Source organism: Paenibacillus sp. RC67 (assembly GCF_030020805.1).
In the GTDB taxonomy this organism is placed as follows: Bacteria; Bacillota; Bacilli; order Paenibacillales; family NBRC-103111; genus Paenibacillus_S.
The window spans coordinates 2,212,949-2,236,546 of record NZ_CP125098.1 but is presented as its reverse complement, the minus strand read 5'-3'; the positions used below and the strand labels follow the sequence as shown (position 1 = coordinate 2,236,546).

At 47.5% G+C, this 23,598-nt stretch carries 22 protein-coding genes; 7 read left to right on the top strand and 15 right to left on the bottom strand.

Annotation, left to right across the window (positions count from 1 at the left end; translation table 11 throughout):
• The first annotated feature begins 134 nt into the window (after positions 1-134).
• Both QMA13_RS10035 and QMA13_RS10030 read left to right on the top strand, forming a co-directional pair.
• Positions 135-1,016 carry a sensor domain-containing diguanylate cyclase gene (locus tag QMA13_RS10035; protein ID WP_282941233.1) on the top strand — a complete coding sequence of 294 codons (882 nt, stop codon included), beginning with the start codon at positions 135-137 and terminating at the stop codon, positions 1,014-1,016.
• Between the two features lie 36 nt (positions 1,017-1,052).
• Positions 1,053-1,592, top strand: coding sequence for a phosphatidylglycerophosphatase A family protein (locus QMA13_RS10030; protein ID WP_282941232.1), 540 nt, complete (start codon positions 1,053-1,055; stop codon positions 1,590-1,592).
• 64 nt (positions 1,593-1,656) lie between these two features.
• Here the strand turns inward: QMA13_RS10030 and QMA13_RS10025 are convergent, their stop codons facing one another.
• From QMA13_RS10025 to QMA13_RS09995, 7 genes are all read right to left on the bottom strand, one after another.
• On the bottom strand, positions 1,657-2,601 hold the full coding sequence (locus QMA13_RS10025; RefSeq protein ID WP_282941231.1) for a Ger(x)C family spore germination C-terminal domain-containing protein: 945 nt from the start codon (positions 2,599-2,601) through the stop codon (positions 1,657-1,659).
• 75 nt (positions 2,602-2,676) lie between these two features.
• Positions 2,677-2,874, bottom strand: coding sequence for a CLC_0170 family protein (locus tag QMA13_RS10020; RefSeq protein WP_282941230.1), 198 nt, complete (start codon positions 2,872-2,874; stop codon positions 2,677-2,679).
• Between the two features lie 45 nt (positions 2,875-2,919).
• On the bottom strand, positions 2,920-4,158 hold the full coding sequence (locus tag QMA13_RS10015) for a Ger(x)C family spore germination protein (protein ID WP_282941229.1): 1,239 nt from the start codon (positions 4,156-4,158) through the stop codon (positions 2,920-2,922).
• Positions 4,127-5,245 carry a GerAB/ArcD/ProY family transporter gene (locus QMA13_RS10010; protein WP_282941228.1) on the bottom strand — a complete coding sequence of 373 codons (1,119 nt, stop codon included), beginning with the start codon at positions 5,243-5,245 and terminating at the stop codon, positions 4,127-4,129. Before QMA13_RS10010 ends, QMA13_RS10015 begins: the two co-directional genes overlap by 32 nt.
• Before the next feature lie 3 nt (positions 5,246-5,248).
• Positions 5,249-6,892: a spore germination protein gene (locus QMA13_RS10005; RefSeq protein ID WP_282941227.1), complete on the bottom strand. Its 1,644-nt coding sequence runs from the start codon at positions 6,890-6,892 to the stop codon at positions 5,249-5,251.
• Positions 6,893-7,117: 225 nt separating this feature from the next.
• Positions 7,118-8,089: an MBL fold metallo-hydrolase gene (locus QMA13_RS10000; protein WP_282941226.1), complete on the bottom strand. Its 972-nt coding sequence runs from the start codon at positions 8,087-8,089 to the stop codon at positions 7,118-7,120.
• A gap of 10 nt (positions 8,090-8,099) precedes the next feature.
• On the bottom strand, positions 8,100-8,840 hold the full coding sequence (locus tag QMA13_RS09995; protein WP_282941225.1) for a class I SAM-dependent methyltransferase: 741 nt from the start codon (positions 8,838-8,840) through the stop codon (positions 8,100-8,102).
• 239 nt (positions 8,841-9,079) lie between these two features.
• Between QMA13_RS09995 and QMA13_RS09990 the strand changes: the two genes are divergently transcribed.
• Both QMA13_RS09990 and QMA13_RS09985 read left to right on the top strand, forming a co-directional pair.
• Complete coding sequence (locus tag QMA13_RS09990) at positions 9,080-10,291, top strand: ROK family transcriptional regulator (RefSeq protein WP_282941224.1); 1,212 nt, start codon at positions 9,080-9,082, stop codon at positions 10,289-10,291.
• 153 nt (positions 10,292-10,444) lie between these two features.
• Complete coding sequence (locus QMA13_RS09985) at positions 10,445-11,437, top strand: formylglycine-generating enzyme family protein (RefSeq protein WP_282941223.1); 993 nt, start codon at positions 10,445-10,447, stop codon at positions 11,435-11,437.
• Positions 11,438-11,572: 135 nt separating this feature from the next.
• Here the strand turns inward: QMA13_RS09985 and QMA13_RS09980 are convergent, their stop codons facing one another.
• The 4 genes from QMA13_RS09980 to QMA13_RS09965 form a co-directional block, all read right to left on the bottom strand.
• Positions 11,573-12,751, bottom strand: coding sequence for a DNA sulfur modification protein DndB (locus tag QMA13_RS09980; RefSeq protein WP_282941222.1), 1,179 nt, complete (start codon positions 12,749-12,751; stop codon positions 11,573-11,575).
• Entirely contained in the window at positions 12,751-13,887 is a 1,137-nt protein-coding gene (locus tag QMA13_RS09975; RefSeq protein ID WP_282941221.1) for a DGQHR domain-containing protein, read from the bottom strand. The genes QMA13_RS09980 and QMA13_RS09975 overlap by 1 nt, the downstream gene beginning before the upstream one ends.
• Before the next feature lie 242 nt (positions 13,888-14,129).
• A complete protein-coding gene (locus QMA13_RS09970; protein WP_282941220.1) occupies positions 14,130-15,542 on the bottom strand; it encodes a (Fe-S)-binding protein in 1,413 nt (470 codons plus the stop codon).
• Positions 15,543-17,066: an FAD-binding oxidoreductase gene (locus QMA13_RS09965; RefSeq protein WP_282941219.1), complete on the bottom strand. Its 1,524-nt coding sequence runs from the start codon at positions 17,064-17,066 to the stop codon at positions 15,543-15,545.
• 223 nt (positions 17,067-17,289) lie between these two features.
• Between QMA13_RS09965 and QMA13_RS09960 the strand changes: the two genes are divergently transcribed.
• Both QMA13_RS09960 and QMA13_RS09955 read left to right on the top strand, forming a co-directional pair.
• On the top strand, positions 17,290-17,985 hold the full coding sequence (locus QMA13_RS09960; protein ID WP_282941218.1) for a FadR/GntR family transcriptional regulator: 696 nt from the start codon (positions 17,290-17,292) through the stop codon (positions 17,983-17,985).
• 152 nt (positions 17,986-18,137) lie between these two features.
• Positions 18,138-18,698, top strand: coding sequence for an NADPH-dependent FMN reductase (locus QMA13_RS09955; protein WP_282941217.1), 561 nt, complete (start codon positions 18,138-18,140; stop codon positions 18,696-18,698).
• Positions 18,699-18,800: 102 nt separating this feature from the next.
• Here the strand turns inward: QMA13_RS09955 and QMA13_RS09950 are convergent, their stop codons facing one another.
• The 3 genes from QMA13_RS09950 to QMA13_RS09940 form a co-directional block, all read right to left on the bottom strand.
• Entirely contained in the window at positions 18,801-19,544 is a 744-nt protein-coding gene (locus QMA13_RS09950) for an SDR family NAD(P)-dependent oxidoreductase (protein ID WP_282941216.1), read from the bottom strand.
• Positions 19,545-19,570: 26 nt separating this feature from the next.
• Positions 19,571-20,323 carry an SDR family NAD(P)-dependent oxidoreductase gene (locus QMA13_RS09945; RefSeq protein WP_282941215.1) on the bottom strand — a complete coding sequence of 251 codons (753 nt, stop codon included), beginning with the start codon at positions 20,321-20,323 and terminating at the stop codon, positions 19,571-19,573.
• A gap of 105 nt (positions 20,324-20,428) precedes the next feature.
• On the bottom strand, positions 20,429-20,656 hold the full coding sequence (locus QMA13_RS09940) for a hypothetical protein (RefSeq protein ID WP_282941214.1): 228 nt from the start codon (positions 20,654-20,656) through the stop codon (positions 20,429-20,431).
• Between the two features lie 310 nt (positions 20,657-20,966).
• Here QMA13_RS09940 and QMA13_RS09935 point away from each other — a divergent pair, with 310 nt between their 5' ends.
• Positions 20,967-21,941: an HD domain-containing phosphohydrolase gene (locus tag QMA13_RS09935; protein ID WP_282941213.1), complete on the top strand. Its 975-nt coding sequence runs from the start codon at positions 20,967-20,969 to the stop codon at positions 21,939-21,941.
• A gap of 79 nt (positions 21,942-22,020) precedes the next feature.
• Here the strand turns inward: QMA13_RS09935 and QMA13_RS09930 are convergent, their stop codons facing one another.
• Positions 22,021-23,520 (bottom strand): extracellular solute-binding protein, encoded by a 1,500-nt coding sequence (locus tag QMA13_RS09930; RefSeq protein ID WP_282941212.1) that lies wholly within the window; start codon positions 23,518-23,520, stop codon positions 22,021-22,023.
• Positions 23,521-23,598: the final 78 nt, after the last annotated feature.

Here is a 23,598-nt window from a genome sequence, read left to right as displayed (position 1 = left end):
ACAATTTGTCCTACTTCAAACAGGAATAGCTCTAGTGAAGGATACACTCCTATGTGGTAAAATAGTTCTTATCAACCATGATATAGCTAGCTCTAGTTCGAACAGAGGATCACTCCATTTAAGAGGTGATGTCGGTGGATATCGGCTGCATGGTGAATGAAACCATTTTCAAAGATTTAGCAGAACAAAACAACGAGTGGATTCAGTTGATACGACTCGATGGAACCACAGCCTATATGTCTCCAGCTTTCCTCAAGCTACTCGGAATGAATTCACGACAGGTGCTTCTTCAGTACGATCAATACATAGAAGATACGGACAAGACGGTGTTCAGGCACGCGTTTCTTCGGCTTATAGAGGAGCAAATTCCTTTTTGCATGGAATACCGTTATCTCTTGCCCGATGGAACCCAGCTTTGGGTGGAAGGTAAAGCTTGTATAATTTACGACAAGGGGGATCCGGTTTTCGTAGGACTCATTGTTAGGGATATCCATAAATACAAGGTCATGGAACGAGAACTGACTCAGTTGGCATACTACGATGCATTGACGGGACTCCCTAACCGCCGGTTGTTTCAAGACCGTTACACACAAACTTTATTATCAGCAAGAAGATACCAAAACAGAGTGGCTATCCTCTACATCGATTTGGATGATTTTAAGCAGATCAACGATCAATATGGACATGCGATTGGTGATGAGCTGTTATGTAAGGTAGCCTCCCGGCTAACTCATTGTGTCAGAGATCCCGATACGGTGTGCCGGCTTGGAGGCGACGAATTCGTTATTCTGCTTCAGCAGTGCTCGACCAAGCAAGATATCGCCAATATCGCCAATCGTATCCATCAAGCGATAAGCCAAAGGTTTCACATTAAGCACAATGAAATATCCATTACTTGCAGCATGGGCGCAGCCATGTACCCGCAGGATGGCTTGGAGGGAAATACGCTGCTCCACTGCGCTGATGCGGCGATGTATCAAGCCAAGCAACACGGTAAAAACTACTTTCAATTCTAAGCCTATCCGTTATGAGCCAAAAGGAGGACTCCAAGCATGCCGTACAATCTCGACTCGCAAAAAGTTGCCGCCGCCGCCAAAGAATGGTTAACGAAGCGGGGAGTAAGTTTGAAGGATATCGCGGAATTGACATTTTTCCTGCAAAAGGAGTACTTCCCTTGCTTGACTGTAGAGCAGTGTATAGAGAGCGTAGAGCGAGTTATTGAAAAGCGGGAAGTGCAGAATGCGATTTTGACAGGCATTCAGCTGGATGTACTGGCTGAGGAGGGCAAGCTGTTCCCGCCGCTGCAGGAAATGATAGAGAATGATGAAGGACTCTACGGCTGCGACGAGGTACTTGCTCTATCGATTGTCAATGTGTATGGAAGCATCGGATTCACGAATTTCGGCTACGTTGATAAGCTGAAGCCTGGCATCCTGAAAATGCTTAATGATAAAAACGGACCTCACAAGCATACGTTTCTCGACGACATTGTAGGAGCGATTGCCGCCGCGGCAAGCAGCCGTATCGCCCACCGCAAGCAGGCGGAAAAGGAAGCGCAGCAGTACCGCAACGATTGCGAAGAAGAGCAGTAACAGCACAGGCAGGCTTTAGCGTCGATAACCTATCGTACTAAAGCCTGCCTTATGTATGTCTAATCTATGTTTTCAAGCGCACATTCACATGAATGTCAGCGCGCGAAAAAGCTAAGCGCCATCGATCTGTCGTCCAAACTCCCCTATACTGCGCACGAATCACTTGGCCGACATCCAAAGGATCGACACGCTGCTCCTGCAGCTGCCGAAGCAGTCGAGTGAATTGCTGCTCCATAGCTGCCTCCGCTGCTGATCGGCTCAATGCATCAAAGCTTTGAGTCCTGTCCGAGGAAACAGTAACCACCGCGTTGACCCGGGGCGTCTTCAGATCACCGTTCCCGCTCCATTGCGTATGACAGTGCAGGTTGGCATTTAGACCGCTCATCTCCTCCAAAGACAGGCCAGATATATTTTTGTGCCCATCCAGGCAAGACAGCAGCCGGATGTCTTCCAGATCGTATAATCCTGACGGTTTATCTCCTCGCATTACTGCCGTCTTAATGAGTACTTTAGCCGATGGATAGTCCGAGTCCGAAGACAGCACATACGGGACGAAACGATCACGCGGACCTTTTTCCTGTTGCTGATGAAAGGTGTTCAATTCAAGTTCCGCCCGCCGCAGTTCCGGCAGCCATTGTTCCATTGTAGAAGATTGTCCCAGCAGGGTCTCCGCCGCACCGCTTACTACAGCGATCAGCGGATGATTGTTCGATCTACTTACCTCTTGAGGAAGTCTTCTTGCATCCAACGGCAGTCCGTTCCGAGCGACGAACGCTTCTCCTAGAAGCACAACTTGTCTCTCATCTTCCGTCACAGCAAGTGGCCTCACACCCTGAAGACCGGTTACCTTCATTACTCCCTGGTCCGTCACGTCAATGGCGAGCACTGGTGAATTCATATCCTCTGCCGACATCATGGTGACCTGCTCAGAATGACGATCCGTTGTACAGCCTGACAGCAGCCAGACTACTGCCCCAATGACAAGCCATACTCTATTGATAGCCAACATGTGAGTCCCTCCTTGATCTGCTGTTCCGAAATATCATATGAATATTCCCCACTCCTACTTCCTTTTTCTTAGCCATCAAGCAATCGCCCAATTCACTCCAATTAACAAAACGCCCAGAATGACATTGATCCAACCAAGCACACGAGCCGTCTTCATTTCTTTGATCCAAGATTCCATCTCATACCCTTTTGAGTCAATCAACAAAATGAAGAGCCCTGTGATTAACAACAAAGGGACAGAATAGGTAAGATAGCTTGAATAGGAACCCGGCATGATCTTTACCTCCTCAGCACCCTTACTTTCGTCTTCGCGCTTCGTCTATCTGGCCTTCATACCCACCCGTCGCATTTTCGTTAGAACTTCAACGTCAACAACAACATCTTTATACATTTCCTGCCAATTTTCTTTCGTTTTAATTTGTTCGTTCCAATATTTCGGTTGTTTGGCCCTTACGAACTCACCGAAGCCAAAAATATCGGATCCGGATTTTTGTGTTTTTTTAATTAATCCGTAAATGGCTTTGGAATAAGATTTCTTGTCTTCTTCCTCAATTTCTTTTAGTACAGCCGAGTTATTCGTGAAGATAGTTTCACTCAATTTCTCTTCGAGATTAATTTCGGTAAATACGGATAATTTGAAATGGGGAATGCCATCTTCAATACGGACCTTAAGCCTGGATTTTCGGCTGGTAGCAAATATCGTTACCGTTTTGGAGGGGTTCTGTTCCAGACGTATAAAAGCGCGATAGCCTGCAGGATTCATGCCCCGAACCCCCATATAGGCTGCGATTTCAAAAGGTTCCGTAACTTCTATCATCTTATCGTTTTTGAAATAGGCCATCCCTTTTAGCTCCACATTTTCAGCTTTCATCAGCTCTATATAGGGCAAAAAGGCTTCCTGTCCTTTCTTGGACCCATTACTCCAAAATACCCCAAGAAAGTCTGTCGGAAATTTGCCCTGCTTAACCGCTCCATCCAAGGTAGACAGCAAATACAGAGTAGGAACCCGCTCCAGCTTAGGAGCTGCTCTCATCAACTGCTCTGCGTTCCCTTTGGAGACCATCATCCAGGCTGTCCTTCTCACTTCCGTGTTGCGTCGAAAATAATCGTTCAGATTCTGCAGCCCTTTTCTGGCGAACTTATCTGACACTACGATGACTCGTAAATGTCCAAAGAACAGCTTGGCCGACATCTGCTGCTGCAAATTCATGATGGCATCATCAATAGTATGACCCACCACATCAATGACCCAAACCGTCTCTTCCGCCCCCTTCCCCCCAGTTCCGGATTCACCTGGACCAAGCGGGATTTTGCCGGGTAAAGCAATTTGCGCTGCAACGCGAATCATACCTTTCTCCGGTGCAGGAAACTTGTCGCGAAGGTGGGAAACCTGCTCTTCTTCTTTTGCAGCCCCCGGATCAACTGCATCAACAGAAATACCTAACACAATGGCCCTGTCTTCAATCTCCAAACGATCCCAGCAGCCTGCCAGCACAGGAACGATAAGAAGCACCACAACACCAAGCTTAAGCGTTCTTATCCATTGAATCGTCTCCAACCTGATCCCCTCTCTTCTTGCGGATGAGAGCCACTATCAACAGCAATCCTGGGTACGCAATCGTAACAAAAAGCCCTACTCGGCTAAAATCTTGGATAATTTCGTACATATGCAAAATGTTTTCAGGAAGCATCGCTAAAATAAATACAAAGGGCAATAAAAAGTAGGAAAACACTTTATGGTCGCGCAATCCGATCAAATTGCTCAAGGAGCGTAGAGTAAGATAATAGCTGGAGAATAGGGTAGTAAAGACTGCGGTTACCCATACAGCCAGAAAAGCGGCATCCAAACGTTCCAAAATATTTGCGGGCAGCGAAGTTGTCTTAGCCAGCTCCAAGGTTGGCCAAAGCAGCAGCTTGGTCTCCTCGGCACCGAACACTCCAATCGTCGCCACCACAATCGTGATATACAGTACGCCGGAAATAATCATTGCCCATACGCTCGACTTCATAGCTAAATGAGCGCGACGCATAGAAGGAATGACTATGGTCATTATGAAGGAGCCTTGAAATAATGCGGCTACTGTAAAAACACTAGAAATGATTTTAGGGGAAAAACTCCCGTAAATGGGCTGAAGATTAATTAAATCTGCGTTTTTTAAAGAGAGGGTAACAATTAGAAGAGCTGGAATAAGAAGAATGGGAAAGTAAAAATTATGGATATAGGCAAACGTCTTCATATCCTGTCTTGTCGAAATGGCTGAGAGCAGCAGCATGACAAGAACCGTCACCTCCAACGGCGTTCGTTTCAATACCGCTGTAATGACCACCTCACCGAATTCACGGGCCGTAAGCGAGGTTAATAAGGCAAAGAAGGCAATGATCAATAGACTGCCTACCGCAGCAGGCCACTTGCCAATAATATCCCGGCTGTATTCTACGATAGACTGGTTCGGGAAACGTATTCCCAGAATAGTAATGAGCCATAGCCCAACAAAAGCAAGCAAGGTTCCGAGCAATGTGACCAAAGGAGCCCCAGAATCTGCTTCACGAACGGCGAACAAGGGCAAGGGAAGAATCCCTACCCCAATGATCGTACTCACCAGAATCGTCGTCGCTTGTAACATGGTGATCTGACGATAGAACATAGGTTATCGCTCCTTCTTTTTATCATTCACGGGATCCAATACATTCTCGGAAGTACGCTTAAGTTCATCAATTACACCGGGGGCTGTCCTTGTATCATCAATGGTTTGCAGCATGGCTGGCCTTTTCTTAAACCACCACAAGGGACTGCGGAATAGAAGATCCTTCATACCATTAAAGTTCCCTGGAACAAGCGGACTCAAGTAAGGAACGCCGAATGACTTCAACGACAGAAGATGATTCGCTATCAGAATCAGTCCGATCATAATTCCGTAAAGGCCGAATAAACCACCCATAACGATGAGAGGGAATCGTAGCAACCGCAAAGCTAAAGCTGCGTTATAGGCCGGAGTTGCGAATGAACCTATCGTTGTAAGCGCAATAATAACCACGGTTATGGGACTGGAAAATCCCGCTGACACCGCCGCTTGCCCAATAACAAGCACGCCTACAATGGATAAGGCGCCACCTACCTGTTGAGGCAGCCGGATCGTAGCTTCTCGCAGCACTTCCATAGAAATTTCAATGATTAACACTTCGACGATGGCCGGAAATGGCACTCCTGCACGCCCTCCGGCTACGGCTACAGCAAATTCGGTAGGAATCAGCTCGGGATTAAAAGAAATGACTGCAACATACAAGGATGGGAAAATTAAAGAGAACACAAGAGCAACCAGCCTCGCCATGCGAATCGAGCTCATCAGAAGAAATCGTTCATTATAGTCCTCTACCGTTTGATACAGCTGGCTGAACACTGTGGGAACTACCAACGCCAAGGGGGAGCCGTCCACCAGAATCGCTACCCTGCCTTCTAGCAGGTTCGAGACGACTTTATCCGGCCTTTCCGTATATTGTACTTGCGGGAATGGGGAGAGGTGATTGTCCTCGATATACTGCTCCAATACCCCGGAATCAAGCACCGAGCTCGTATCAATCTTGGACAGCCGTTTCTTCACTTCCTGCACAAGCTCCGGATTCGTGATCCCCTCTACGAAGCATATTGCGACCTTGGATCTCGTTCTTTTCCCGATTTCCATCGTATGCATTCGAAAATCAGGCGATTGCAATCGGTAGCGAATAAGAGCGATATTCGTTCCCAAGAGCTCAATAAACCCTTCGCGAGGTCCGCGAATAACCATTTCTGTCGCCGGCTGATCGATGGATCTTTTGTCAATATTGCGTGTTCCGATAAGCAAGGCTTCGTCCAAGCCGTTGACAATGACGACTGTTTCCCCCCGTACCAATCCATTCACTAGTTTAGATAAATTGCTTTCCAGCTTTCCTTCGCTGTGATACATGGTATCGTTAATCAAAACATCCTTAAGCTGATCCATCTCAATCGATTTATGCTCTAAATGGACCGGCAAGTGCATTAACGGCTTTAAAATATCGGTGTTTACCGTATTTTGATTAATCATATTGGAAAAATATAACATCACTGCTTTATACTGACCGAACACATGAAACCGGCGAACTAAAAAATCGTCATTTTCACCTAATACACGGTTGATATATCGAAGCGCATCCTCCATATTTCCGTTAATAGCTGCGTCCTGCTCCTTTTCCACCGCAGACTCCTGAGCAGCATTCCTATGACTGGCTTGAGGATAGGTAGGCTTATTGGACTTGAACCATTTCAATATGGACATGATAGCCTCCTCACCGTTCTTGATGATCATTCCAGGAAAAATAGGCGACAAAAGAAGTATACAAATAATTATTTCCACTTCAATCAGGGTACAAACATCGACATAATTCGAACTATGAACGAGCCATGTTTTACGCTGTTACGAATCGTCAACAACAAAAAAAGCACCCATGTCTTTTTCAAGACCTGAGTGCTTTGACGATCGATGATTCTTTATTTATGTCATTTAAACAGTTTGAAAATAAATCATTCCATCCTTCTCGATCCGCTGTATCCGGTCCGCTTGTTCCAAATAAATCAAATGCGCCAATGTCTCGGACAAAGCGAATCGAAGCTGATGCAGTGATAGACGATCACCGAATGTCGCTCTGCATACCTGGTATGCTGTGAGCTGGGGTTCCAACTGACTGCGCATCTGCTCCAGACGGTCTTCATGATGCGTTAACAGCTCCTGCGTGCGCTTGCTCCAGGTCTGGAATGGTTCACGGTGACCCGGATAAGCCCAATTCACGTCGAACTGTCGCATCTGCTCCAAACTTTGCAAGAAGCTGGCTAGAGGGTTCTCATCCACGTCGGGCAAATAACTTACGTTCGGAGATATTTGCGGGAGCACATGGTCTCCACAGATCATAACTTTAGTGTCGGCATGATAAAAACAAACATGACCCAAGGCGTGACCAGGGGTGTGTATGGTATCATACATCCGATCACCCAGACGGAAAGGCTCACCGATCGTAATGAAAGTCACTTTAGGTTGAGGCGACACCATCTCGACGAAGCTGTCGAGGTTGTCTTTCATCGGCTCAATCATTTCCTGCGGCATCCCATGCTTGGCAAAGAGGGAGAGCAGGGTTCCGGTCATCGGCTGCTCTTCTCCCCAGAGCAAATGCACTTGGTCATACCCCGCAGAGGATATGTAGACCGGAGCTCCTGAACGCTCCTGAAACCAGCCGGCAACTCCGTAATGATCCGGATGATGGTGAGTAAGAACAATTTGTTCAATATCGCGGTAATTGAGCTTCAATTCCTGCAATACAGCCTCCCAATGCTGAATGGCTGCCTCTGTATGTAACCCCGGATCTATAAGGGTAAAGCCCTCATTTCCGCGAATCAGGTAGCTGTTAACCCAGCGTAAGGGAAATGGAAGCGGAACTTTTACCTGGATGTAGGTATCATTATGTGTCGTATATAAGCTCATATCATCGTCCCTATCCTTTTCTATGCCCAACGAAAATCATTCTCTTCGATTCATTGCGGTCATAATCCGAAGCATTGTAGTCACCATACACATGACTTACCTCCAAGCCGGAACGATCAAGCATCTTCATAAACGATTCAAGCGGGTAAAGCTTAACCTGCTCTAAATACGTTCTTTCCTCCATTTCGGGCTCTTTTACAACAATCGTTTTTCGAACGAAGCCGTCTTCAATTCTACGAGTTTCTTCGATGGTAATGCTGCCTTCTGTCCGGGAAGAAAATGGAACTAAATGCTCTTCCACAAAATCCGGGTTCATAAAATCGATAATAAACTTCCCTTTCCCCTCAGGAGCAAGCAGTCGATACATCTCTCTAAGCACTCTTTCATTTTCTTCATCGTGCTCGAAATATCCAAACGACGTAAATAAATTGACGACCGCATCAAACGTCTCCGTCAACGGCACATCCCTCATGTCGCCTTGCAGAAACCGTACTTCATTATCTACATTCAGCTTATTTGCTTCCATCAATAAAACACCGGATAGATCGACGCCCGTCACCTTGTAGCCGAAATCGCGCAGCGCCATAGAATGCCGACCCATACCACAGCACAAATCAAGTACGCTCGATTGCTGGGGAAGCTGCAGCCATTCAATCATCCGCTTAACCTCGTCGTAGGCTCCTCTCATATCCCGGTGCTTGTATACTAATAAATAATCGTCGCCGAAGCTTTTTCGATACCAATCTGACATGATGTTCTCCTGTCTCCTTCCACTTGCTTAAAGCCATTGCAGTCAATCCCGGATGCACATTTCCGAACCGCATTATTCCTATCTTACCAAACTTGGTACCGAAGTCACAATCCAGTTTGTACTCTGATAAGGAAAAGCGGAGGTCCAATGAGCGTTTCCTATGGTTAAGCCCTTCAAACTGATGTATAATTTATACTTATATAAAATCATGGACTATTTCGGTTTGTTGGAGGTTAGCGATGAGCTTGTTACCTATTCATGAGAGGATCGGCAGCCGCAAGCATAAAGAAATTTACGAACGAATCCGCAAACAGGGCACCGTTTCCAAAATCGAACTTTTGGAGCAAAGCCAAATGACGGGCAGCACGCTAACCCGCACTTTGGAGGAATTGACGGCTCAAGGCTGGCTGATTGAGGCCGGATTCGGAGAATCGACGGGCGGTCGACGGCCGATTCTATACGAAACCAATCCCCAAGCGGCATATGTCTTTGGTCTGGACATATCACGGATGAATTCCAAGCTGATTCTTTGCGATTTGCATATGAACAAGCTAAGCGTTCAAAGCTGGGTGATGGATGAGACAATGACGCCTTCCCGCCTATTGACGGAAATTGCTGATGTGGCAGTGCGAATGATGAATGAGCATCATATCGCAGCCGAGTCTGTTCTAGGTATGGGGATCGGTGCCGTCGGTCCGCTGGATCGGTCATCCGGTATCATTCTCGAGCCCCTGTACTTCTCAGCACCTGGCTGGCGCAACGTGGAGGTGTGTGGCTATTTGCAGCAGAAGTTAGGCTTCCCTGTACTTCTGGATAATGGTGCCAACACGGCGATTATGGGGGAATCTTGGTCAGACCGCAACCGTGACTATCGGCATCTGCTGTACGTCCATGTGGGGGTCGGTATCCGCTCCGCAATGATGTCTAACGGCAAAGTCGTCTATGGGGCAGTCGATATGGAAGGCTCCATCGGTCAAATGATTATCCAAACCGACGGGCCTCGTATCGATGACCACGGCAATTACGGCAGCCTACAATCCTTCGCTTCCATTCACGCATTGGAGCAGCAGGCACAGTCCCGCTTAAAGCAAGGGAGGGAAAGCTCTCTTCGCTACAAGGAAAAAGATCCGGATAAAATTCATTTTCTGCATCTGCTGCATGGACTTAGAGAGCATGATCCGCTGACCGTAGAAATTTTTTCTCAAGCGGCCACTTATTTTGGTATCGGCTTGTCCAACCTGATCAATATATTGCATCCGGAAAAAGTCATCCTGGGTGGTTCCCTGATCAGCAGCGATCCGAGCTTCTTTCAAATAGCAACCCGAGTTGCTATTCGCAACACATACTATTATCCTGCTTATCAAGTGGTGTTCAGCCTAGGCCATCTTGGTGAAGAAGCACTCGTTACCGGTGCAGCCATAATGGTTATTAATCAACTGACGGAACAATAACTTTAAAACTTTTAGCGTATGCTTTCGATGCAAGTTTTGTTTCACAAAACTCTAAGCGTATGCTTTCGATGCAAGTTTTGTTTCACAAAACTCTAAGCGTATGCTTTCGATGCCAGTTTTTGCATACGCAAAAACTTTTAGGAGGACAACCCAATGACCGAAACATCCAAGCCATCCTGCTGCTCCACAAGCCGTTCCGAATTCGAACCATCCCAACAAACGATATCCCTCGATAGCTTTAACAATAAAGCCGTAGCGCAAAACGATCATGCTACTAACGAAGATCCTCGAGAAGGGATGATCTATTTAGAAGGCGGTACGTTCCTAATGGGAACGGATGACCAAGAAGGCTTTCCTCAAGACGGTGAAGGGCCGGTTCGCCCTGTAACCGTAGATCCGTTCTATATCGACCCTTGTGCGGTCAGCAATGCTGAATTCGCCCAGTTTGTTCAAGAAACCGGATACAAGACCGAAGCGGAAACATTCGGGTGGTCGTTCGTGTTCCATTTGTTCGTATCTGAACAAACTGCCGCCCATGTCAAACATGTGGTACAGCGCACTCCATGGTGGTGGAACGTCGAAGGAGCGGATTGGGCTCATCCGGAAGGACCAGATTCGTCTATAGAAGATCGTCAGGATCATCCAGTCATCCACGTTTCGTGGAACGATGCTCAAGCTTATTGCCGTTGGGCAGGCAAAAGACTGCTGACCGAAGCAGAATGGGAATTTGCAGCCAGAGGCGGCCTGGAGCAAAAACGTTATCCGTGGGGAGACCTCCTCAAGCCAGGAACGGAACATATGTGCAACATATGGCAAGGTAAATTCCCGGACAAGAACAACATGAGCGACGGTTATGCCGGCACGGCACCTGTCCGCTCCTTCCAGCCGAACGGATATGGGCTGTACAATGTGGCTGGAAACGTGTGGGAGTGGTGTGCCGATTGGTTCAATCCGACATGGCATATTAACGGAACTCAAATCAATCCACAAGGGCCGGAAAAGGGTACTTCCCGTGTCATGCGCGGCGGCTCCTATTTATGTCATAAATCGTATTGCAATCGTTACCGTGTAGCAGCCCGCAGCTCCAATACGCCCGACAGCTCCGCAGGCAACATGGGCTTCCGCTGTGCTGCAGATGTGAAATAGCCTGCTTGGTAGGGCGACTCGATTCAAGTGAGGATATGGAGCAGACCATTCCTCGCATTCAAGAAAGCACAAAAAAATCCGCGAGAAACATCAACTGTTTCTTCACGGATTTTTTATTTTTAGCGCGTTGAACTATTAAGCAGTAGACGCTTCATCCCCGGCATCGACAGGCTCTCCATGCAGCTCGCGGAACAGCTGTACCAGTTTGCCGTGCTTGCGAAGAGATTTCTCATGAATCAGATTCAGCTTGCCGTTATCCAAGGTACCGAAGCGCTCAATAAGCTGCTCGTTTTCATGGGACCAGTCGAATCCATCAAAAACGCTGAGACAAGACGTCCAGTTTTTCGTATACTTTCCGTCCTTAAACAGGTGCCCATGGGCATATAAAGCAATACTTTCCTGCATCGCGCGGCTAGCCGTGCTGTATTGCGGCAATCCGGGCTGTTCAGGCATTAACGGCAGCAGCGTGCTGAAATATTGATGAAGAATCTCAATATATGCAGACGGGTCCTGACGTATTTTGCGGGCCATTTCGTAAGAAGGCTGCATCTTACCTGTAAACAGCATCGTAGCAGCGGAGTAAAGCCAACTGAACGAAGTGAAATTTTTGTTATAGGAAGTCAAGTTCGCACGGCGTTCAACACCTGCTGCTTTAAGGAACACATTATGGTCAACGACCTGTTGAATGACAAGATTTAACGGATCGATGCTATCAAACGAGTGGCCCAGCTCTTTACTAACCAGCTGAACTTTAGAGTTAATATCGCCGAACAGCTGCTTCTCTTCCTCTTCACTCAAGCCGATATAAATTTGCACAGCCAGCTCGCTTTCCACCAATTCCAAACGGCGGCGTTCAATTTGCTCGACGAGCCCTTCCATTTGCTCAAGCTCCTGTTTCACTTCCTCGCTGTCAGGCAAGCGGCGCTGCTTGATTTTCAAAGCGGCCGCCTTCTTCTCATGGCTGCGCACTTCTTTGAGCAGCTGCTCGTTTACGTAGCCAAGCGCAAGAATCCGGTGCTGACCATCCAAGATGCTCAGCTTGGAACCTGGGCGAAGGAAAAGGCCTTTATCCGTTTTGGCAAGAGAGCTTACTTCGCGCAAGGACAGCGTCACAGGGCCGAAAAATACCCGATCCAATTCGCGTTCCTGCAAGTAATTCGAGATTTTGCGGCGTTGACCCGCACTAAGTTTACGTTGAACCATCGGATCGATCGTCGTGTAATTTAACAAATCCTGTACTTGAATGGCCACAGTGGCCAACCCGAATTTATCGCAAAACGGGTGAATCGTCATTTTAAGACAAAGTCCATCCATTAGCCGACGTCCTCCTTATCGCGAATCAAGAAGATGTGATGTTCTTGATAGAAATCCTTAATGTATTGGTAAGCCTTCATGATACGCGAGCGTCTAGGCAGACGATCCTTCTCATCACCTACGTAGATGGCATTCCAATCGATATGCGGCAATATTTTCATTGTATATTCCAACGCATATTTGTTGAAAGTTCCCGTTTTGGTCACTTCCTCATGGAAGAACAGCGCCATTGCAATTTGCAGATTTTCCGTCCAGCAGAGCTCGCCTTTCTCAGGCTCCGGCAAATAGCGAAGCATGACGTCGAAGTAATACGAAGCAAGCTTGAAATGCTCCTCAATGTCACTGTCCTCAAAGTAATAGCCGTTATTGCGGGCTGCGGATTTCAGACGGCCTTCGAACAAGCCGCAAAGAATTTCTACGAGCAAGTGGTACGAGAATAAAAATTCCGGACCTTTGCCGCGCTCCGTGAACATATCGACGGAAATTTGTTTCATCGACGGTGATTGAGCCGCCAAATGGGTTGCCAATACGTGGTAAAATCTCCGTTGTTCACGCAATACGGCCAGGTTGCCGCCGATTTTGCGCGGAAGCTTGTTAATATCCGAGAATAGCTGGCGTTCTTGACGCGCATTAATATCCAAATAAATCATCGTGGACATCGGGAAGGTATACAGCTTGCTCAGCTTATCTGTAATTTCTTCCATACGATCATATTCTCTGCGGTCTTTGGCGCGAGCCATGTTGCTTTGCAGCGTTTCCATAATTCTCCGGAATGCAGCCAGACGATGCTGTCCGTCTACGACATACAGCTTTTCAATCGCCTGCAGCCGGTACACTTGTTGATCTGCATCGTATTCACCGGCACCTCTAGCCGAGAGAATAATGCCCGGAAAATAAATGCCTTGCTGGTGATCCAAGTACAACATGATGTAATCCATCAGCTTGGATAAGTTTTGCGGAACAATGGCGCGCTGTACTTCCAAATCCACTTCATAAATGGAAAACAGCTTGCTCATTGGCAATGTTGTGGACAATGTCGTTTGCCCAAACGTTCTGGAAACTACGCCGGGAATCTCGATGTAAGATGATGCTTTTTGCTCCGCCAGAAGCTCCGACAGAGATGAAATGGGATCCATTCGTTCTTCCTCCTTCAATAGGCATATTGCTATAGATATATATTACTATAATAGGTTCATATAGTTCCATTATACACCGAAATATCATGAAACATTCAGTATTTAGGTAGAATCTTACTCAATTACTAAAAGTTATTCGCGATTAACGCCCGATATTCTGGTACAAGCCTCTTGACTTTTGGGAAAACAAGAAAAAAAGCTTACCGGATCGGTAAGCTTTAGACTATAAAAGCACTATAAAGCTACTCGTTGCTCTCCTGAGGCCCCAGGTTCTCGGCTAAAAAATCAACCAGATGAATGGCCTTCATGCGATCCCCCACTCCTGCCCGTTCGATGCCCCATTTCATTTGCAGCAGGCAGCCCGGATTGGCCGTAACGATATACTGCGCATTCGTATACTCTACGTGCTCCATCTTGTGATCCAGCACATCCGCAGACATTTGCGGCTGCGTCAGATTATAGATGCCGGCCGAGCCGCAGCAGCGGTCCGCTCCCTGCAGCTCGTTCAAGCGTACGCCCGGTACCGATTGCAGCAGAGTGCGGGGCTGGTGCTGGACCCGCATGACATTGCGCAGGTGGCACGAATCCTGATACGTGACCACTTGCGCCTCCTCGCGCTGCAACGAACGGAGCCGCAGCGGAAGCCCCTCATCGACGAGCAGCTCGGCGATGTCCTTAACCTGGCGGGCAAACTCGCCCGCCGCAAGGGAATACGACTCCTCTGCTGCAAGCAGATGGTCGTATTCCTTCAGGCTCGCGCCGCAGCCGCCGGCGTTGCTCGCCACGTAGTCGACGCCCGCTTCGCGGAAAGCGTCGATGTTCTCGCGGGCGAGTCGGCGAGCCGACGCCGTCTCGCCCGCGTGGGCGTGCAGCGCTCCGCAGCAGGTTTGCGAGGTCGGTATGACGACCTCGAAGCCTGCCTCGCGGAGCAGCTTGATCGTGTTCACGTTCGTCGACGTGAACAGAACATCCATGATGCAGCCGCGGAAAAGACCGACGCGCGCGCGTTTTGTTTCCCCGGCAGGGGGAATGACGAGCATGCGGCTATTGCCGCTGCTTGTCGCTTCCCACGCCGCCGGAAGGCCAAGCTTCTCCCAGGCGCGAATAACGCCGTCGGAGGACCCTTCAGGCAGAATAGACTCCATCTGCCTCATATGCTCCGGAAACAAACGCATAACCCCGCTCTGATGCGTCAGCTTCTGCAAGCCGGAGCGCTGATACAGCTTCAGCATCCCTCCAAGCATACGCATCCGGTTATGGTTAGGAAACAGCCGCTCCATGAAGAGCGTGCGAATCGCTTTGATATGCCAAGGATATTCCGCTTCCGCAGTTATGGATTCTCTGGCCTGTTCAATAAGCTGTCCATATTTCACATCCGATGGACAAGCGGGTTCACAGGCCCGGCAGCCAAGGCATAAGTCCATCTGCTCCTTGAATTGGAGGTCCGGCTTCATAAAGCCATCCGAAACGGCTTTCATTAATGCGATGCGCCCTCGTGGGGAGGCCGCTTCGAGCCCCGTTTCATTAAAGGTCGGACAGGCCGTCTGGCAAAAACCGCAGCGCATACAATTCGTCAGCTGGTCTGTATCCAGCGTAAGCTTCAACCTTTCAGCAAGCTTATGCTGCTGAGCGGCTTGTTGTTCTGTCATAGCCATCTATGCTTCCCCCTGACCGCCCAGCTTCATGGGCTGTTCCTTCAATGGCGCACTGTCCTCGCCCTTCACACAACCTGCCTCCTCGGTACTCTCATCCTTCTCTCCCCCATGGGATGAATCTTTAAATACGATCCGCTTGCGCGTCTCAGCAAACAGCTTACCCGGATTCAGCAGCTGATCCGGATCGAAAGCTTCCTTCAAACGCTTCATGATATCAATTCCAGATGCGCCGACCTTCCATTCAAGGTAAGGAGCCTTTACCATTCCGACTCCATGCTCGCCGGTTATGGTGCCGCCCATTCGAATGGCCGCCTCGAATATTTCCTCGAATGCCTTCTCCACCCGATGAATTTCTTCCTTATCACGCGCGTCCGTCATTGCCGTCGGATGCAAATTACCGTCACCAGCATGACCGAAGGTACATATTTGCACGTCGTATTTCTCGGCGATGCGCTGCACCTCCAGCACCATCTCGGCAATTTTGGATCGCGGTACGGTCGCATCCTCCAGAATGGTTGTGGGACGCAAACGCGATAGCGCAGCCAAAGCGCTTCGCCGCGCCTCCATGACCTTGGCCCCTTCCTCAGCAGTTGCAGCCACTTTCACCTCGATTGCGCCTTCTTGTCGGCAAATCGTCTCTATTAGCCTTAGATCCCGCTCCACCAAGCTCTCATCACCATCCTGCTCGATCGCGAGTATCGCTTCCGCATCGACAGGCAAACCGATACGGGCGAAATCTTCTACGACCCGGATCGTCGCCCGATCCATGAACTCCAAGGTGCAAGGAGTTATCCGATTCGCCACGATTTGCGATACTGAGCGAGCTGCCGATGATAGATCACTATAGATTGCGACCATAGACCGGCGAAAAACCGGTTTAGGCACCAGCTTCACCGTAGCTTCGGTAATAATAGCGAGCGTCCCACCAGAGCCAACTAATAGCCGGGTCAAATCATAACCCGCTACATCCTTAACCAGCTTGCCTCCAGTTCGCAATATGTCGCCATTCGCCAGCACGGCTTCCAAACCGATGACATAGTCCTTCGTCGTCCCGTATTTCAGCCCACGCAATCCACCAGCCCCTAGCGCTATATTGCCGCCCATCGTACAGATAATCATGCTGCTTGGATCTGGAGGATAAAACAAGCCCGTTGCTTCTACCGCCGTATGGAATTGCTTCGTATTAAGACCGGTTTGGAACGTAGCCGTCAAATTGTCCTGATCGATCTCCAGCAGCCGATTCATTCTTGTCATGACCATGACAAGCCCGCCTTGAATAGGCACGACGCCTCCGCAAAGATTGCTTCCCGCTCCTCTTGCAATGACTGGAATTTTGTGTTCTGCGCACACTTTCATGACAGTGGATACTTCTGATGTTGATGACGGAAAAATAACTCCGTCCGGAAGTGATTGATACAAAGGAGTCGCATCATAGCTGTAAGACACAAGGGATTCGTTGTCGTCCTTAAACCAACGTGGCCCGACTATAGCCTGTAATTGCTCTCGAACGGATTGTGCTAGCACTGGGTATAACCTCCCATAACATTGTTTATTATCTATAAATGATTTATAATTTTAATCAGGTCATCTGATGACTTTATTATAGAATTCGCTTTCATCATGTGTCAATAATAATAAGTAAAGGTCCTGCCCGATTTTTTCCCAACTCATGGTATCCTATTAACCTAAACTTATGCCTGGTCGTATAAGCCAGTCCCTTTATTAGCAAACAAAGGATGTGTCCGTTTTGATTATTCGAAAAGCATACGAGGTCGTTGCCGGTGCCATTAAGGACCAGATCATTCAGGGGGATTATCCCGTAGGTTCCCGCCTTCCATCGGTAGAACAGTTAGCCGTCAATTTCAATGTGGGCCGTTCGACGATCCGGGAAGCATTAATGTCGCTCAAAGCACACGGCTGGGTGGATGTCCGGCATGGCGGCGGTACTTTCGTGCTGCAGACCAGCTCCCCCGCTCCCTTATGGCAAGCACCCGAAATTAACGATATACATCAGTTAAAAGCATGGCTCGAGCTTCGATTTATTTTGGAGACGGAGAGCGCCGCACTCGCAGCACATCGCCGCTCTGAGCAGCATGTCACGGAGTTGTTGTCGAATCTACAGGAGATGGACGTTCTTGAGGACGAGGAAGAACTTGAGAAGGCAGATATTCGTTTGCACACCACTCTGGCGGATGCGTCCGGTAATCCTCTACTTAAAGGTACCTTAGCCTCTTTATTTTCGTCGATGGGAACCGTTATGCGGGACAGCCGCCGTCTATGGTTATTCGCTGATCAGAGTGAGACCGGCAGACTCTCGGAGGAACACCATCTTATTGTGGCTGCTGTAGAGGAACGCGACGCGGATAAGGCCAAAGAACGAATGGCTTTGCATCTCCGAAAAGTAGAACAGGTGTTGGAACGCTTCAACAATCTTTCCCACTGATGACTGCCATCCCCGGCTGTTATGACTGGGGATTTTTTTCACCCATATTCTAAACTTTTATGTTGACTAAATATAATAAATAAATAATAATATAAATTGTAGTTTGTTGAGATGCTTTTACATATTATTTTAAAACGATGGAGGTATTCACAATGAAAGTAGTTGCTATTGTCGGAAGTATCCGTAAAGAATCTTATAACCGTAAGCTGGCTCAATATATTCAAAACCGGTATCAAGACAAGTTTGAGCTTGAAATTTTGAGTCTCCGCGATCTGCCTTTCTATGATCAAGATATTGAAAATGAGCCTTCTTCCGCTGTAAAGGAATTTAAAGGCAAAGTGGCAGCAGCAGATGCCGTACTTTGGTTAGTTCCTGAATACAACGGTACCGTACCTGGCGTTATGGTAAATGCTATTGACTGGATGTCCCGCGTGGATAGAGTGTTGAACGGAAAACCGTCATGGATTATGGGCGCATCGATGGGTGTACTTGGAACCGTAAAGGCTCAAATGCATTTGCGTGATATTTTATTCTCGCCTGGCGTAGGTTCCCCTCTTCTTCCTGGCAATGAAGTTTATGTCGGTGTTGTTCATGAGAAAATGGACGCTGCGGGCAATATGACTCATGAGCCAACCGTGAAGTTTTTGGACACTGTCGTTAACAACTTCATTCAATGGTTCAATCAACAAGCAAAAATCGCTGTTTCGAAGTAATTCCTTCAGACCGCACAAGCATATTAATAATGAACAAAGACCGCTCCAAACAAACCTTTTGAGGCTTGATTGGAGCGGTCTTTTGTGTATTTTTCCAATAGGCTATTGGGCTGTATAGCCTCCGTCGATAAGCAGGCTTGTCCCGGTAATAAATGAAGCATCTTCGCTTGCCAAGAACAGCACGGCTTTCGCTACTTCCTCCGGCTTCCCGAGCCGTCCCATGGGATGAAGACTAACCAGATGGTCATTCATCGCTTCATTACGTCCTGATATGAGCGGCGTGTCAATGTATCCCGGACATACCGCATTCACCCGAATGCGTTCTTTGGCATAAGTAACGCCTAACGTTTGGGTTAACAGCTTAACTCCGCCCTTAGCGGAGGAATAGGCGGTTACCCCTGCTTTACCCGCATGACTGTGAATGGACCCACAATTCACTATCGCTCCGCCGTTTCCTTGCGACAGCATTTGTCCAATCACATATTTATCGCACAAAAATACGCCTGTTAAATTGATATCAATCGTTTTTTGCCAAGCTTCCAGACTTAGCTCGTGGGCTGGCGCATCCTTGGCGATGCCTGCGTTGGCAAACAAGATGTCCAGCTTACCGTACTTCTTCACCGTTTGCTCGACCATATTCTTCACTTGCTCTTCATTCGTTACGTCCGTTTTCACAAACAACGTATCATGTCCCTGCTGATTCAATTGATTCGAGAGTTCTTGGCCTCGATCCGCGAAGTCAGCAATGACAACCTTAGCTCCTTCATCAGAGAACAGGCGAACTGTCGTCTCACCGATTCCACTGGCGCCGCCGGTAACTATTGCAACCTTATCTTTAAATCTCATTCCTTACCTAACCTCCTTTTCGTCCTTTACTTGGCTGTGGCTCCACCGTCAATCACAAATTCCGCTCCGGTTACATGAGTAGACTCGTCCGATGCCAGAAATAACACCATATTGGCTACATCCTCTACACTCCCAAGACGTCCGCTAGGAGATATTTGCGCCAATTCCGACTTGGATGCGGACGTCACCGAGGAAGCATATTCAACCATCCCCGTATCAATATAACCAGGGTGAATGGAATTGACTCTGACTTTTTGCGTTGCATACTCGATAGCCGCGTCCTTGGACATGATTCGGACAGCGCCTTTACTAGCTCCGTATAAGGTATGTCCGCTCGCACCATTGATCCCGGCAATAGAAGAAGCGTTAATGACCGAGCCACCCTGCTTGGATGCCATAGCGGGCATGACATGCTTCATCCCTAAGAAGACGCCGGTCACGTTAATCGACATTAAACGATTCCATTCTTCCAGCGTAATATCCGCCAATGGTTTAATAATATAAATGCCGGCGTTATTAAACAAAATGTCTATTTTCCCATAAGCGGACTGCGCTTCAGTCACAACGTGTTTCCACTGCTCTTCGTTACTTACGTCATGAGCCAAAGCCACAGCTTGACCGCCAGCATCACGAATAGCTTGCGCTGTTGCTTCCGCACCACTCTGATTAATATCCGTTACAACTACTTTGGCGCCTTCACGGGAGAAACGGAGTGCAGTCGTTTTGCCAATCCCAGTACCTGCACCGGTAATAATAGCTACTTTTCCATCCAGTCTCATGCACAATCCTCCATGTTATAGATCACTTTCTAAACATGTATTATGTCTTGAAATCTGGATTATATATCCTTCATCATCTTGTAATATTTCACAATAGGTATATGTTCATCCTACCTGCTTTAGCGAATAGCGGATCGAAGCCCTGCGTACAACCTCCAGCTGCTCGATTTCCTGCATGTTGAAAAAGGAATCATCCAACAGCAGCGCTTCGACGCACGCCAAAGCAGCCCGGAGCGCCTTTTCTTCATTTTTCAGTATATAAAAGCATATCTGATAGCATCGTACCTCGTAGCCTTTAACAGCCTTCGCCCGACTTTCCAGCTCTGTGCTCATCAACGGGCACCCCATCATTGTACAGCTTCCCTCTGGCCGTCTGTCCTCAGGATGTTGCTCATGAATTTCCGCTCCTTATTTGCTTTCTATTCAGTACATCTCGTAGGCTTCATTATATATAACACAATTTAAGGTGCTCATAAGGAAAGCTTAAAATTTTCTTAAGTTCCCTTTCCGAAATGGTTCAGGAACATATATTCAACAAATTGTGAACTCTTTCACTCCTGGTTTATGCTAAAATATTGAAGGAAACGAGCTTGAGGTAACTAAACCTCCTGCACTTGCTTTACTATACATAAGGGGGATCACCATGCAGGCGGCTCTTGACTTTTACCTGAAATTAGCCGACGGGGTCATTATTACGGACGAAAACCACCGTATTGTCGAGGTTAATTCAAAATATGAGGAAGTAACAGGCTATACCCGCGAATATATGATAGGTCTTCGAGCCAATTTTTTGCGGTCGCGTCTCACGCCTCAAAAAACATATGAAAACATGCGCCAATCTCTTCAAATGAACTTAGCATGGTCCGGCGTGTTTATTAACCGCAAGAAGAATAAAGACGTATGGCATACGAATATTACGATCACCCCCATGATCTTGAACCAAAAAACGTTTTATGTAGGGGTCGTTCGCGATTTAGACCAAATGCCGGAAGGCAGCTATTTATCTGAAACCCGTAAAATGAAGCTGCAAAGCGAAATATTGAAAGTGCTTGCCATCTCTTGTGAGATCCGTGACCCGCATATCGAGGAGCATCTATCCCGTGTACAGCAGGGCACCGAGAAGCTGCTTACCTTTCACAATGAGCGGTTGAAGCTAGGTCTGCCTGTTGAATATATTCAGCAAATCGTCAATGCAAGCATCCTGCATGATATCGGAAAGTCCGGTATTCCCGAGGGAATCCTATACAAGCCTGGTAAGCTGAACCATTACGAGAGATACATTATGGAGACTCATCCCTTAATTGGACTGGAAATCGTCAACAAAATCTCCCGCGAGCTTGAGGACGAGATCCTCCAGGAAGAGCTGCGCATTGCCGAGCATATCATTCATTATCATCATGAGAAATGGGACGGCAGCGGATATCCGGCCAAGCTTATGGGAGATGAAATTCCATTCGAGGCGCAGGTCGTTTCCGTCGTTGACGTCTATGATGCATTAACGAGCCGTCGGGCTTATAAGGATGCTTGGAGCAAGGAAAATGCGACCGCTTATCTCGTTGAACAAAAAGGAGCTGCGTTCAATCCTGAGCTCATCGATAGTTTTCTGATGATCCTCTAGCTATCCAGCAGCACTTAGCCTTACAAAAAAGACCGCCGGGACTTCTTCTGCAGGAGTACCGGCGGTCGCTTTCTGTTCCTTATTTATCTTCAGCCCATTTCTTTTCTTGCTTATAAATATCATTAATCTCTTTTAATATGGACTCCAGTCCCATCTTTTTGGCTTCCACAATAAAATCGTCATATTGATCAACCGTGTATTGACCTATAATGATTTTTCTAATATATGCCAAAGCAAGCTTTTCAAAATCCATTGCCTTATGACTTGCCCGTTCACTTCTCGATATGTACAAGCTATTCGTATTCATTTCCATCTTAAAGCCTTCTATGGCCTTCAAATTTTGTTCCAGCACAGGAATGGGAACCGGCAGCTTCAGCCGGTGTACACTACACAAGATAGCGCCTGGATCATAAAATTTTTCTTCACCTGGAATAAGCCATTTCATCTGGCTATTGTCTACTCTGTATGTCCGGCCTTCGAAACCGACGTGAGTTTCCATCGTTCCTTCCGGACCCAGCAAATAATCCAACACGCGTTTGGCCTTCACAGGATCCTTAGTTCTGGACAAAATCACGTAATTGCTAGAATATCCAGCACGCACAACATAATTGGAGCCATATGGCCCGATCATCGGGGGAATGGAGGTAATGTCCACTTCAGGAAAGCTGGCTTTCATTTTATCAAAACGAGGCCATATTAAATCCGCCCCCATTACCCAAGCACCGGTTTTCCCTGTAATGAACTTTTCTTCAGCCGTCTTTTGTTTCTCCAATACCCACTCCTTATCCAAAACACCATCTGAATAGCCTTTTCGCAGCCATTGCAGCGCTCTCTTCATATCACCGGAAACGAAGTATGCCGATTTGATCGTATCGTCCTGGTTATCTAGGTATAAAGCAAGCTTACGTGGAGCAGCAGGCAAAAACATTCTCCAAATTGCACCTGTACGACTCAAGTTCCCTTCCATCGTGAACCCCGTCGTATTCGCTTTTCCGTCACCATCCGGATCGTTTTTGGCGAATGCATACAACATCTGATAAAGCTCCTCAGGATTAGTGGGCGGTTTAATATTAAGCTTTCTCGCCCAGTCTGCACGATAATAAATCGATTCCGGAGCTTGAATCTGCTGCGGTAAAGAATAAATTTTTCCATTATACGTCGAATCAGCAAAATAAGCCTTGGGCATTTTACTCCAAACCGAAGAGCTTTTAACCAAGTCATCAAGGGGCAGCAGCGCCCCGCTGTATGCGGCACGCCTTGTCATTTCACTATTCATCCACACAATATCCGGATTATCCCCGTTCATAAAAGCTGCGTTAAGCTGGTCGTCGTAATTATTTTTATCTACGGTCTCTATCCTCAGGTCTACGTTAAACTTCTCCATAATTCTCTTATGTATTAAACGCTGCTTGGCGGGCGATAACACATCGTCCCCGTACCACATCATAAGCATCGAAAGCGGCTTATCCGCATCGGTCGTTACTGTTGAAGCATCCCCGTTTATACCGCTGCAGCTGGTTAGAGCAGCAGCCAATCCAAACATACCGATAATCACGGTTGTTGTCGCTTTCTTTACCATGATTTATTTTCCTCTCCATGCTGACTATCCTCGAACTTTAGGATCTATGTAGATTTCAGAACCAACAGCAATTTTTGT

Coding starts and splice junctions, on each gene's coding strand:
- QMA13_RS10030 (WP_282941232.1), top strand. CDS start 1,053: ATGCCGTACAATCTCGACTCGCAAAAAGTTGCCGCCGCCGCCAAAGAA.
- QMA13_RS10025 (WP_282941231.1), bottom strand. CDS start 2,601: ATGTTGGCTATCAATAGAGTATGGCTTGTCATTGGGGCAGTAGTCTGG.
- QMA13_RS10020 (WP_282941230.1), bottom strand. CDS start 2,874: ATGCCGGGTTCCTATTCAAGCTATCTTACCTATTCTGTCCCTTTGTTG.
- QMA13_RS10010 (WP_282941228.1), bottom strand. CDS start 5,245: ATGTTCTATCGTCAGATCACCATGTTACAAGCGACGACGATTCTGGTG.
- QMA13_RS10005 (WP_282941227.1), bottom strand. CDS start 6,892: ATGTCCATATTGAAATGGTTCAAGTCCAATAAGCCTACCTATCCTCAA.
- QMA13_RS10000 (WP_282941226.1), bottom strand. CDS start 8,089: ATGAGCTTATATACGACACATAATGATACCTACATCCAGGTAAAAGTT.
- QMA13_RS09995 (WP_282941225.1), bottom strand. CDS start 8,840: ATGTCAGATTGGTATCGAAAAAGCTTCGGCGACGATTATTTATTAGTA.
- QMA13_RS09990 (WP_282941224.1), top strand. CDS start 9,080: ATGAGCTTGTTACCTATTCATGAGAGGATCGGCAGCCGCAAGCATAAA.
- QMA13_RS09985 (WP_282941223.1), top strand. CDS start 10,445: ATGACCGAAACATCCAAGCCATCCTGCTGCTCCACAAGCCGTTCCGAA.
- QMA13_RS09980 (WP_282941222.1), bottom strand. CDS start 12,751: ATGGATGGACTTTGTCTTAAAATGACGATTCACCCGTTTTGCGATAAA.
- QMA13_RS09975 (WP_282941221.1), bottom strand. CDS start 13,887: ATGGATCCCATTTCATCTCTGTCGGAGCTTCTGGCGGAGCAAAAAGCA.
- QMA13_RS09970 (WP_282941220.1), bottom strand. CDS start 15,542: ATGGCTATGACAGAACAACAAGCCGCTCAGCAGCATAAGCTTGCTGAA.
- QMA13_RS09955 (WP_282941217.1), top strand. CDS start 18,138: ATGAAAGTAGTTGCTATTGTCGGAAGTATCCGTAAAGAATCTTATAAC.
- QMA13_RS09950 (WP_282941216.1), bottom strand. CDS start 19,544: ATGAGATTTAAAGATAAGGTTGCAATAGTTACCGGCGGCGCCAGTGGA.
- QMA13_RS09945 (WP_282941215.1), bottom strand. CDS start 20,323: ATGAGACTGGATGGAAAAGTAGCTATTATTACCGGTGCAGGTACTGGG.
- QMA13_RS09940 (WP_282941214.1), bottom strand. CDS start 20,656: ATGAGCACAGAGCTGGAAAGTCGGGCGAAGGCTGTTAAAGGCTACGAG.
- QMA13_RS09935 (WP_282941213.1), top strand. CDS start 20,967: ATGCAGGCGGCTCTTGACTTTTACCTGAAATTAGCCGACGGGGTCATT.
- QMA13_RS09930 (WP_282941212.1), bottom strand. CDS start 23,520: ATGGTAAAGAAAGCGACAACAACCGTGATTATCGGTATGTTTGGATTG.